At 44.6% G+C, this 12,482-nt stretch carries 10 protein-coding genes and 3 pseudogenes; all 13 read left to right on the top strand.

What is annotated here, in order from left to right; genetic code table 11:
* Positions 1–5 precede the first annotated feature (5 nt).
* Positions 6–524, top strand: a pseudogene (locus tag LU279_RS13600) (2Fe-2S iron-sulfur cluster-binding protein); the annotation flags it as partial.
* A gap of 60 nt (positions 525–584) precedes the next feature.
* Positions 585–1,454: pseudogene (locus LU279_RS13605) on the top strand (FAD-dependent oxidoreductase); the annotation flags it as partial.
* Positions 1,455–1,835: 381 nt separating this feature from the next.
* Positions 1,836–3,506: pseudogene (locus tag LU279_RS13610) on the top strand (molybdopterin-dependent oxidoreductase); the annotation flags it as partial.
* Positions 3,507–3,852: 346 nt separating this feature from the next.
* A complete protein-coding gene (locus tag LU279_RS07115; RefSeq protein WP_274421861.1) occupies positions 3,853–4,731 on the top strand; it encodes an undecaprenyl-diphosphate phosphatase in 879 nt (292 codons plus the stop codon).
* Positions 4,732–4,822: 91 nt separating this feature from the next.
* Complete coding sequence (locus tag LU279_RS07120) at positions 4,823–7,588, top strand: FtsK/SpoIIIE family DNA translocase (RefSeq protein ID WP_274421862.1); 2,766 nt, start codon at positions 4,823–4,825, stop codon at positions 7,586–7,588.
* Between the two features lie 15 nt (positions 7,589–7,603).
* Positions 7,604–7,903, top strand: a complete 300-nt coding sequence (locus LU279_RS07125) for a Dabb family protein (protein WP_274421863.1) — start codon at positions 7,604–7,606, stop codon at positions 7,901–7,903.
* Positions 7,903–8,382 (top strand): 23S rRNA (pseudouridine(1915)-N(3))-methyltransferase RlmH, encoded by a 480-nt coding sequence (rlmH, locus tag LU279_RS07130; RefSeq protein WP_274421865.1) that lies wholly within the window; start codon positions 7,903–7,905, stop codon positions 8,380–8,382. The genes LU279_RS07125 and rlmH overlap by 1 nt, the downstream gene beginning before the upstream one ends.
* Before the next feature lie 29 nt (positions 8,383–8,411).
* Positions 8,412–8,738 carry a cupin domain-containing protein gene (locus LU279_RS07135; protein ID WP_274421866.1) on the top strand — a complete coding sequence of 109 codons (327 nt, stop codon included), beginning with the start codon at positions 8,412–8,414 and terminating at the stop codon, positions 8,736–8,738.
* Positions 8,739–8,825: 87 nt separating this feature from the next.
* The gene (locus tag LU279_RS07140; protein WP_274421867.1) at positions 8,826–9,380 is read left to right on the top strand and encodes a DUF2284 domain-containing protein; all 555 of its coding nucleotides are present in this window, start codon (positions 8,826–8,828) and stop codon (positions 9,378–9,380) included.
* A gap of 84 nt (positions 9,381–9,464) precedes the next feature.
* On the top strand, positions 9,465–9,749 hold the full coding sequence (locus LU279_RS07145) for a YabP/YqfC family sporulation protein (protein WP_274421868.1): 285 nt from the start codon (positions 9,465–9,467) through the stop codon (positions 9,747–9,749).
* A gap of 9 nt (positions 9,750–9,758) precedes the next feature.
* Entirely contained in the window at positions 9,759–10,985 is a 1,227-nt protein-coding gene (locus tag LU279_RS07150; RefSeq protein WP_274421869.1) for a sporulation protein YqfD, read from the top strand.
* Positions 10,978–11,991, top strand: coding sequence for a PhoH family protein (locus LU279_RS07155; RefSeq protein ID WP_022067688.1), 1,014 nt, complete (start codon positions 10,978–10,980; stop codon positions 11,989–11,991). Before LU279_RS07150 ends, LU279_RS07155 begins: the two co-directional genes overlap by 8 nt.
* The gene (ybeY, locus tag LU279_RS07160) at positions 11,988–12,482 is read left to right on the top strand and encodes an rRNA maturation RNase YbeY (protein WP_274421871.1); all 495 of its coding nucleotides are present in this window, start codon (positions 11,988–11,990) and stop codon (positions 12,480–12,482) included. Before LU279_RS07155 ends, ybeY begins: the two co-directional genes overlap by 4 nt.

The raw sequence follows: 12,482 nt of genomic DNA on the forward strand, positions 1-12,482 counted from the left end.
AGACTGTGAATAAATACAGATTAAATATCGATGGAAAAGAAGTCTACGGACTTCCCGGCCAGACCATTCTCGATGTCTGCAAAGAGAACGATATTTTCATTCCTACTCTTTGCTATGATGAGAGAACAGAAATTTACGGCGCATGCGGACTTTGTATGGTAGAAATGGAAGGCAATCCAAAACTCTGGAAGGCCTGTGCAACTGAGATTGCACCGGATATGATCATCCATACCAATACACCGCGTGTTATTGAATCAAGAAAAACGAACCTGGAGCTTCTTCTTTCCAACCATAAGGGTGACTGCCGTCCGCCATGTATGCTTGCATGTCCGGCAGGTACAGACTGCCAGGGCTATGTAGGTCTGATCGCAAACGGACAGTATGAAGAGGCGATTAAACTGATCAGAGAGAACATTCCGCTTCCGGGATCTATAGGACGTGTCTGTCCTCATCCATGTGAGACAGCGTGCCGCCGCGGCATGGTGGACGAGCCGATTGCTATTGCAAACCTTAAGAGATTTGCAGCAGATACCGATGAGTTCGGTGAAGATCCGTTTGTTCCGGAGTGCGAGCCGGATACAGGAAAGAACGTTGCTGTGATCGGCGGCGGACCTTATGGACTTTCCATGGCATATTTCCTTCGCCAGCTTGGTCATGATGTGACAATCTACGAAGCAATGCCAAAACTTGGCGGTATGCTCCGCTACGGTATTCCGGAATATCGTCTTCCGAAAGAAGTTCTGGACGAGGAGATCGCTGTTCTTGAAAAAATGGGCGTAACCATGGTTACAAACACAAAAATCGGCGAGGATATCTCTTTTGAAGCCATTCGCAGGGACTTTGACGCTGTATGCGTTGGTATCGGCGCATGGGTATCTACCGGTGTCCGCTGTAAAGGCGAGGATGCTGAGGGTGTAATCGGCGGTATTGATTTCCTCAGAAAAGTTGTCCGCAATGAAGATATTGACCTTGGCAAAAACGTTGCTATCGTAGGCGGTGGTAACACAGCTATGGATGCCTGCCGTACAGCAGTACGTCTTGGTGCTGACAAGGTTTACAATATTTACAGAAGAACAAAAGACGAAATGCCTGCAGATATGATCGAGATCGAGGAAGCGGAGGAAGAGGGAGTGATCTTCCTGAACCTGACGAATCCTCTTGAGATTATTTCTGATGAAAACGGACATTGCCGTCAGATGGTTCTCCAGGTTATGGAGCTTGGTGAGCCGGATGCATCCGGACGTCGCGCTCCGGTTCCGGTAGAAGGAAAAACAGAAACAATTGATGTGGACACTGTAATCCTTGCGATCGGCCAGAGAGTAAATGCAGAAGGCATGAACGGGGTTGAGCTTACCAGAAAGGGCGGCCTTGTTTATGATAAAGATACATATATGACAGCTCTTCCGGGCGTATTCGCAGGCGGTGACTGCGGAAATGACAAGATTTCCATTGCTGTTGAGTCCATTGGAGATGCCAAGAAAAGCTATCTGATCGTAGATGCATATCTTCGTGGAGAAGAGATCAAATACGAGCCAAACTATTATGTTACCAAAAAGGACGTAACTCCGGCTACCTTTGAAGATCGTGAGAGAATGTGCCGTCCGACTATGGAGCAGCTGAATGCAGAAGAAAGAAAAGATAACTTTACAGAGGTAGTATTCGGATATGACGAGGAGCAGGCTGTTGAGGAAGCTCATCGTTGTCTGGAATGCGGATGTAAAGATTACTTTGAATGTAAGCTGATCTCCTATGCCAATATGTATAATGTTGATCCGGACCGTCTTGCAGGAGACATCAATGAAGTGGAATTCCATGATGAGCATCCGTTCATTTTAAGAGATCCTAATAAATGTATTCTCTGCGGACTTTGTGTTCGTGCCTGTGATGAGGTTATGGGCGTAGGCGCTCTTGGTCTTGTAAAACGTGGATTTGACACAGTTGTTATGCCGGCTCTCGAGCAGCCGCTTTCTGAAACAGGATGTATTTCCTGTGGTCAGTGTGTAAGTGTCTGCCCAACAGGTGCTCTTCAGGAGAATCTTACTCTTGAAAAATCTGTTCCTCTTGACACTGAGGCTACGGATACCACCTGTGCTTACTGTTCCGTAGGATGCTCCATGCATCTTGAAACCTATGGAGATATGCTGGTGAAAGCCGTTCCGGACAGAGAAGGCGCTGTGAATGAGGGACTGCTCTGTGGAAGAGGAAAATTCGGTTTTGACTGCTCTGTTATGGAAGGCAAACTCCTTGAGCCGATGGCAAGAAAGGATGGTCAGCTGACAGAGGTTGATTATCATGAAGCATTTATGCTGACTGCAAAGAAGGCAGAATCTCTTGCCGCAAAATATGGAAGAGATGCAGTTGCAGTTGCAGTTTCTGACAGATATACAAACGAAGAAGCATATGTAATCAAGAAGTTTGCAGACTCAATCGGAGCTAAGACTCTCTGCTTCAATAACAGAGAGAACGGCCTTGAAAAAGTTCTGGGTGTAAATGCTTCTCCGAACACCATCAACGAGATCCTTTCTGCAGATGTGATCCTGTGCGCAGGCTTTATTGCAAAAGAGAATCAGGTGATCCGTCTGAAACTGAAACAGGCAGCAAAGAACGGAGCAAAGGTTATCCTTGTAAATCCGGAAGGATATGCGCAGGATCATATGAGCTTTGTTTATAAAACTGTTGAGACAGACAACAGCCTCAGCTTCTTCAAGGGTGTTGCAAAGGCTCTTCTTGACATGGGCAAAGGTGCAGGCGCAGAAGGTTTTGATGCGTTTAAGGCATCTGTAGAAGCTGCTGCTGTATCTGAAGAAATGAAAGAAGTCGCTGAGCTTTATGCAAATGCAAAGAAAGCAATGATCGTATTCCAGCAGAATGTAGTAACTACTGAGGCTGCTGCACTCCTTGGCGATATTGCAGTTGTTTCCGGTCATATCGGAAAAGCCCGTGACGGTATCCTTATGCTGAAAGCCAAGAATAACAGCCAGGGTCTTGTTGATCTGGGAATCACTGCAGGTGCAGAGGCTATGGAAGGCGTAAAAGCGCTTCTGGTATTTGGCGAGGATCCGGATCCGGAGCTTCTGAAAGAGCTTGTATTCCTGATGGTATGCGATACTCATATGACAGAAACTGCCAAACTTGCAGACGTTGTGATCCCGGGAACAGGATTTGCATCAACCTATGGCACGTTCACCAATACTGAACGCAGACTTCAGATTGTTGAGCAGGCAATTGAAGAAGATGTAGTATTCTCCAACTGGGAAGTTGCTGCAGAGCTGGCTCATGTATATGAGGTTGAAATGCCGTTTGATGATGTGGAGGATATTTCAGATGAGATGAACGATAAGCTTCCGGTTTACCGTTATGCAGAAATGGGAGAGATCTACGGCGGAGTTCTTGCATGTGAAAATGCAAAACTTATTGCAGTGGAAGATGCTGGATTTGTAGCACCGCTTCATTCCACAGATCATCTGATGAATATGATCGACGAGAGACTTCCTCACGCAAACTGATTTAAAATTAAAAATGGCAGCCTGTATAAAAGCTATAGTGCATTATTCAGGCTGAGCTAACCAGGGAAACTGTCATGAATGTGACAGTTTCCCTTTTTTGAACAGATTGCTGTAAACAGTGGAGTATCGCTCACATGTTCGATTTTTTGCCGGGGATATCTTGTAACTTTTTCTGAACTGTGATATACTGATACAGCAAAAGTTATGAAAATATTTTGTACTTTTGCTTTTGCAGAGAATCAAACAGCAGCTTTCAATTTGTGAAAGTAGTCTGTAGTACATTTTGACAAGATTGCTGTAAACGGAATGAACAGTAATAAAACAGACGAAGGAAAAGGAAAAAAATATGACAGTTTTATATGTGATCCTGCTTGCAGTGGTACAGGGCATTCTGGAATTTCTTCCTGTAAGCAGTTTTGGACATTTGAGCATTCTCCAGAATATTTTGGGAATGGAGCATGAAACAGGAGTCCTTCTGGAAGCAATGCTCCATTTTGGTACGCTGGCAGCAGTGATTCTTACTTTCTGGAAAGATATTTCAAGACTGGTATTGGAGTCTTTGGATATGCTGATGGATACAATTGGAAATCTGTCTCTTTATATCCATAATAAAAGAACAGGAGACAAACTTCGGTATGCAAAGATCATAAGCAATACTTATAAGAAATTTGCGCTCCTGCTTCTTGTTTCTATGATACCGACTGCTCTTCTGGGTTATACTGCCAGAAGACTTGTTGTTCTTGCCGCTTCCTCTCAGTTGCTGCCGGGTGCGGGAATCCTGATCACAGGAATTGTTCTTCTTGTGGTGGACCTTGGCAGAATGGGCGGCAAAAAAGCTGCAAGAGATGCCAGCTTCGGAAATGCTATGTGGATTGGCATTTGTCAGGGACTGTCCGTATTTCCCGGACTTTCCAGAAGCGGACTGACTATCAGTGCAGGACTGATGAGTGGATTTACGCGAAGTTTCGCAGTGAAATATTCCTATATTCTGTCAGTACCGGCTATTATCGGAGCACTGATCGTGGAGCTGGGACAGTTCCGTGCGCCTGGAATGAGCGTGGGTCTGGGATTTACCTTTGTACTGGGAATGATTATTTCCGCAGTTGTGGGATACTTTACCATCCGTGTTCTGCTCAGATTTGTAAACAGGGGAAAATTCCGCTGTTTTGCATATTACTGTTTTATTGTGGGCTTTGCTGCTCTGATCGGTAATTATGTGTTGTAAAAAGAAACAAAAGAGGTATCAGGACCTGTAAAGGGTTCTGATGCCGATAGTAAGTAAGAAGCAATAGAAGTAGTAGGAGGGAAGCCTGGATATGGCAGCATCAAAGAACCAGAAAGGCAAAAGAGGAACCACAGGGAAAACAGCAAAGAATACCACATCAAGAAGAAAAACCACCGCTAAAAAACAAAATGTTACAAGTGGATTCCAGACAGAGATCATTCTGCTGATCATTTTGGCTGCTTCCATGATCCTTGTGATCAGTAATTTCGGACTGGGCGGTACGGTAGGTGATCAGATCAGCGCTGTCTGCTTTGGAATTATGGGACTTCTGGCCTATGTATTTCCCGTACTGCTTTTTGTGGGCGCTGCCTTCCTGATGTCCAACAGAAAAAATCCTCTTGCATATAAAAAAACACTGGCAGCCCTTGTGTTTTTTCTTTTTCTGTGCGGTTTTGTACAGCTTTTAACAGAAGGATATCTTCCGGGTACAGGGTTCATGGATTATTATAAACGCAGCTCAGAACTTCATACGGGAGGCGGTGTGATTGGAGGAGCAATCTGCATGTCCTCTACGTCTGCCTTTGGAATTGCAGGTGGATATATTATTATTGTACTTGTACTTTTGATCACAATGATCCTGATAACCCAGAAATCCTTTTTTGATTTTATTTTTAAGATCTGGGACGGTATTGTAAGTCTGGCTAAAGGTGGACATGAGCGTTATATGGAAGGGCAGCCGGAGCGTGATCTGAAAAAAGAGATCCGGGATCAGGAACGCCGACAGAGAAGGGAAAACCGTCAGGCAGAGAGAATACGCAGGCTGGAGGAAACGCTGGAGGCAGAAAAACAGGCTGCCCGGGCTCTGGAGCAGGAAAACAGTGAAGCGGCCGCGGCCCTTAATGTTATGCAGGAGCAGCAAGAGATTCCTTCTCACGGCTTTCTGGAAGGAACAAAATTAACTCCGCCTAAAAAGAAAAAGACAAAAGAAACATTAAAAGCAACATCAGAACCTGCACCTCAGTCTGTTGAGCAGGATTTTGAAATCCAGACTTCCGCCACTGGTCAGGGACAGTTGGAATTCAGTATTCATCGGGCAGATTCTTCCAGTGAAGCTGTTGATGACCTTGCAGATATCAATATGGATACGGAACATTTACCATCAGATTCCCTGGATTTTGATGAAATCCGGGCTTATGAGGATGAAAGTCAGGAGACTTCAGATTCTTTTGATGGATTCAGGAAAGAGGAACAGCAAAAGACAGAAGCATCCGTTCAGTCTGCAACGCCGGAAGCATCTCAGCCTCATAAGAATCCCAAATCATCCAAAACAGAAATTGAAAATGGGATCCGCAATATTCAGAAAGAGATCACCAGTCAGGATGCAGAGATAAAAAAGGAATATCATTATCCTCCTTTGAAGCTTCTGAAAAGAGGAAATGGAAAAGGCAAAGGAGATTCCGATGCTCATCTTCGCCAGACTGCCCAGAAACTTCAGGATACTTTGCATAACTTTGGTGTAAATGTGACTGTAACAAATGCAAGCTGCGGGCCTACCGTCACCAGATATGAGCTTCAGCCGGAAATGGGAGTAAAAGTCAGCCGGATCGTAGGTCTTGCTGATGATATCAAGCTGAATCTGGCAACTCCGGATATTCGTATTGAGGCGCCGATTCCCGGGAAAGCAGCTGTGGGAATTGAGGTTCCCAATAAAGAAAATCAGGCAGTTATGCTTCGGGAGATTTTACAGTCTCAGGAGTTTCAGGGGGCAAAATCAAAACTTTCTTTTGCCGTAGGTAAAGACATTGCAGGTAAGCCTGTTGTTACAGATATTGCAAAAATGCCTCATCTTCTGATCGCAGGAGCAACCGGTTCCGGTAAATCTGTATGTATCAACACTCTGATCGTCAGCATACTCTACAAGGCGAAACCGGAAGAGGTCAAGCTGATCATGATCGATCCCAAGGTGGTTGAACTGAGTGTGTACAATGGAATCCCTCATCTTCTGATCCCGGTAGTCACTGATCCCAAAAAGGCGGCAGGAGCTTTGAACTGGGCTGTGACAGAAATGATGAACCGTTACAATACTTTTGCGGAATTTAATGTGAGAAACCTTCAGGAATATAATAAAAAAGTAGATGGCATGAGGATCCCGGAGGGAGAAACTCCGCCGGAGCGTATGCCTCAGATAATCATTATCGTGGATGAGCTTGCAGACCTGATGATGGTGGCACCGGGAGAAGTGGAGGATGCCATCTGCCGTCTGGCTCAGCTTGCCCGGGCTGCAGGAATCCATCTGATCATTGCCACACAGCGACCGTCCGTAAATGTTATTACAGGACTGATTAAGGCAAATATGCCTTCCAGAATTGCCTTTTCCGTGTCTTCAGGCGTGGATTCCAGAACAATTCTGGATATGAACGGAGCGGAAAAGCTTCTTGGAAAAGGAGATATGCTTTTTTATCCTCAGGGATACCAGAAACCGGCCAGACTGCAGGGCGCTTTTGTATCAGACGAAGAGGTCAGCAGTATTGTGGAGTTCCTTGCAGACAAAAATCCTGCGGCGCAGTATAATCCTCAGATCGAACAGCAGGTAAATACTGCGAGCCTGCCAGGAGGAGGTTCCGGAGCTGAGGAAAGAGATGTGTATTTTGAGGAAGCCGGAAAATTTATTATTGATAAAGAAAAAGCTTCCATCGGGATGCTTCAGCGTATGTTTAAAATCGGATTTAACAGAGCTGCCAGAATTATGGATCAGCTTTGTGATGCAGGAGTTGTAGGACCGGAGGAAGGCACAAAGCCCCGGAAGGTTCTGATGTCTATGGAGGAATTTCAGAATTTCATTGAAGAAAGTCTGTAGAGAAAGGAGTTAAATATGGTAAAGCACATTGTAATGTGGTCATTTCAGGAAACATTAGACGAAAAACAGAAAAAAGAAGCGGCAGTTCAGATCAAAGAGGGTCTGGAACGTCTTACGGGAATTGTCCCGGGACTGATATCCCTTAAGGTAGTCACAGACGTCCTTCCTGCCAGCACACATGAGATTGGTCTTTTCTGCGAGTTGGAATCGCAGGAGGCTCTTGACGGCTATCAGGTGCATCCGGAGCATCAGAAAATGGCATCTTTTATCAGGACAGTTACCTGTAATCGTATCTGTCTTGACTACGAAGTATAATGGAGATCCGGATTTTATCTGTTGGAAAGATCAAGGAAAAGTATCTTACCGCAGGGATACAGGAATATGCAAAACGTCTGAGCAGATACTGTAAGCTTACGTTCTGTCAGGTAGCTGATGAAAAGACTCCGGACAAAGCTTCGGAGGCATTAAATGAACAGATCAAAAAAACAGAAGGGGAGCGTATCATGAAAAATATCCGGGATCAGGATTATGTGATCGCTCTTGCCCTTGACGGGAAAATGCTGGACTCTGTAGAGCTTTCTGAAAAAATCGGTCAGCTTGGGTTGGAAGGAAAAAGTTCGGTGGCTTTTGTGATCGGAGGTTCTCTTGGTCTGAGCGATCAGGTGCTGAAAAGAGCAGATTTTCATCTGAGCTTTTCCAGAATGACTTTTCCTCATCAGCTGATGCAGATGATCCTTCTGGAACAGGTATACAGAGGTTTCCGCATTCTGAACAATGAACCTTATCATAAATAATAAAAGTTTTTGCCAGGGAGGATTCTTTTATGGAAATTCAGCGTATTGAAAATATGTGCGGAGGAACCGGTCATGTTCTTCTTAAGCCGGTTCTTGATGAAAAACAGTTAAATGGAAAATGTGGTCTTTATGCAGAGGTGACTCTGGAACCAGGCTGTTCCCTGGGATACCATGAGCATCACGGAGAAAGCGAAACCTACTATATTCTTTCCGGAAAAGGAATCTATAGTGACAATGGAGAGCTTCGTATGGTGGAAACCGGAGATATAACATTTACTCCCGATGGCAAAGGCCATGCGCTGACAAATGCCGGCGAGGAAAATCTTGTATTTATGGCACTGATCATTTTGAACTGAGGCTGCTGTGGTCTTGCTGGCGTCAGGAACCAGGCGGTTCATCTGAAAAAGTTGAAATACAGTCAGTGCAGAAGGAAGGATATACTTATGAAAAAACAGTTGGATATCGGAAAATTTGAGGAATTTATTTCTCAGTTTCCGGTGTATGAGTACCGGATTCTTGATACAAAAGGAATCCAGGTAAGAGAAAGGGTTCGCACCATCTGCAGCCAGGAATGTGAGCGTTTTGGTACTACCTGGGCCTGTCCTCCGGCTGTGGGCTCTCTGGAGCAGTGCCGGGACAGAATCAGCAGATATCCTCAGGCAGTATTTTTTTCCAGTGTGGCAGAAGTGTCTGATCTTATGAATATGGAGGAAATGCTTTCCACCAGACACCAGCACGAAAAAATTACAGAAGATATTGCTTCTTTTCTCAGAACTCAGGGCTTTTCAGTTTTTACCCTGTCCACGGAATCCTGTGATATCTGTGAAGAGTGTACCTTTCCTCAGGGAAAGCCTTGCAGACATCCGGAAAAAATGCACCCATGTCTGGAAAGCCATGGAGTAGTGGCTGCGGAAATTGTAGAAGAACAGCAAATGGAATACAGTCTTGGCGGAAACACAATTTTGTGGTTTTCTATGGTATTGTTCCGTCAGGAATAAAGACAAAGCCTTCGGCATAAATTACGATAAAAGCCGAAGGTTTTTCTGTTTTTGTGCCCGCGGGAGCCAGAGGAGGACGATGCTTTGTTTTTTCAGCAAAAAAGAAAACATCTCAGGGAAGGTTTTCTGACTGCTCTTGAGGTTCCCAGAGATCTTGCCTGTAGAGAGACGGTAGTCACACTGACAGGATGCAGCCAGGCTGTCATTGAAAATTACCGCAGTATTCTGAAACTGACAGAGGATGAAATCATAATCAGTACCTTTTCGGGAAAGCTGACAATTACTGGGGAAAATCTGGAAATTCCCTGGTATACCATGGAAGAAATGACAATTACAGGAAAAATTTCCCGGGTGGTGCCGGAACGGTAGGAGGAATCTATGGAAAAAATCCTTTGTTTTCTGAATGGATATGTAAAAATTCTTATCCATGGAGGACAGACAGAACGTTTTTTTAATCTCTGTATGGCAAGAGGGATCGTGGTTCGGGATCTGAAGCAAAATAAGGATAACAGCTTTTCCTGTATTCTTTCTGTCAGCCATTTTTTCCTGCTGGGATCAATACGAAGAAAAACAAAAGTAAGGATACATATTCTGGAGAAGCACGGGCTTCCCTTCTGGATGGAAAAAAGTGCAAAAAGAAAAGCTTTTTTTCTCGGCATGTTTTCATTTGGGCTGCTTCTCCTAATCCTTTCCGGACGTATCTGGAATATCCATATTGAGGGAAACAGGGCAAACAGTACACCGGAAATCCTGAAATTTTTGGAAGTCCAGGGAGTTTCCCATGGCATGAAAAAAGGTTCTGTAAACTGTAATGCCATTGCGTCTGCCATCCGGGAAGAATATCCTCAGACTGCCTGGGTGTCTGCAAGAACTGAGGGAACACAGCTTATCATTACAGTAAAAGAAGGGGATTTCCGAAATAAGAAGCAAAAAGAAAAAACAGAATCCTGCAATCTGACGGCCACAGAAGCCGGAACAGTAGTAAGGATCATTACCAGAGCCGGGGTACCACAGATCAGACCAGGGGAAATATGTAAAAAAGGAGATATCCTGGTTTCCGGCTGTCTTGAATTGAAAAATGACAGTCAGGAAGTGACCCGCTATGAGTATGTTCATGCAGATGCAGATATTTACATAAAAAGGAAATTACCTTATTATGCTGAACTGCCCCTGGAGTATGAAACGGAAATCAGAGAAAATATTCAGGAAACTGGAGGTTTTTTAAAGATTGGAAGGCTATACTTGGAATGGGGAGAAAAACATAAAAACGGGTGGCATACTCTCAAAGAGGAATTTCCGGTGAAGCTTACCGAGAATTTTAAGCTTCCTGTTTCTACTGGACGCATTACTATGAACCGGTACCGGAAGAAAAAGCTTATGCGTACAGAAAAAGAGGCAAAAGCAGAGGCTTTTTCCATTCTTCAGGATTATGAAGAAAAATTAATGGAAAAGGGGGTTCAAATATCTGCAAATAATGTTAAAATAGATGTGGATCACAGAACCTGTATCAGCAGAGGAAATCTGGAGATCATTGAAAAAATCGGAAAGGAAACTCCGGTGGAAATACTGGAGCAACCGAAAGAAAGGACAACAGAGAATGGCTAACAGTATTATCGAACTGCATCTGGAAATTCCGGCTGATCTGGAAGGGAATGTATTCGGGCAGTTCGACGAACATCTGAAACTGATCGAAAGAACATTGAATGTTACTCTGATATCAAGAGACGGCATTCTGAAAATACTTGGAACTGAGGGAAGCGCTTCCCAGGCAAAGAAACTGATCGGCGAACTGGTAGTTCTGGCGCAGAGAGGAAATACCATTACAAAACAGAACGTCAGTTATGCACTGGCTCTTGCCATGGAGCAGAGAAACGAGGTTCTTACAGAAATTGATAAAGACTTTATCTGTAACACCATACAGGGACGTCCGATTAAACCCAAAACTCTGGGACAGAAGGAATATGTGGAGCAGATCCGCAAAAAAATGATTGTTTTCGGAGTAGGGCCTGCGGGAACAGGAAAAACCTATCTTGCAATGGCAATGGCAGTTACTGCGTTCAGAAACGAAGAAGTCAGCCGTATCATTCTGACCCGTCCGGCAATTGAAGCAGGAGAAAAGCTGGGATTTCTGCCCGGAGATCTTCAGAGTAAGGTAGATCCATATCTCCGCCCTCTTTATGATGCACTTTACCAGATCATGGGGGCAGACAGCTTTGCAAAAAATATGGAGAGAGGGCTGATAGAGGTTGCGCCTCTTGCCTATATGAGAGGACGTACTCTTGACAACGCCTTTATTATTCTTGACGAGGCGCAGAATACTACGCCTGCACAGATGAAAATGTTCCTGACCCGTATCGGTTTTGGCTCAAAAGTTATTATTACAGGAGATGCTTCTCAGAAGGATCTTCCCAGAGATGCGGTTTCCGGCCTAGATGTTGCCATGAAGGTTCTGAAAAAAATAGAGGATATCGGATTCTGTCAGCTTACCAGCAAGGATGTTGTGCGTCATCCTCTTGTTCAGCAGATCGTGCAGGCATACGACGAATATGAGAAAAAACAGAAGCCGGCGAAGCCACGTACAGCCCGCCGCAGTCAGGAGAAAAAATCATGACGATTCAGATAGATTATGAAACAGAAAAAAAACTGGACATTGATTACACAGAGCTTGCCAATCGTGTGGCACATAAGATCCTGGAAACCGAGCAGTGTCCCTATGAGGTCAGCGTGAATCTTGTGATTACGGATAACGAGGAGATCAGGGAAGTAAATGCCCAGTTCAGAAATATCAATGCGCCTACAGACGTGCTTTCTTTTCCCATGATTCCGTTTCCGTCACCTGCAGATTATTCTATTATTGAGGATCAGGATGAATATTTTGACCTGGATACAGACGAGCTTCTGCTGGGGGACGTTATGATCTCTGTGGATCGTGTATATTCTCAGGCTGAGGAATACGGGCACAGTACAGAAAGAGAGTTCAGCTTTCTTTTTGCACACAGCATGCTTCACCTTCTGGGATACGACCACATGGAGCCGGAAGAGGCGGAAGTGATGGAGAAGAAACAGGCAGAGGCCCTGGCAGCTCTTGGCATCAACAGATAA

It is taken from the genome of Blautia sp. XA-2221 (assembly GCF_028767025.1).
Lineage (GTDB): Bacteria > Bacillota > Clostridia > Lachnospirales > Lachnospiraceae > Blautia_A.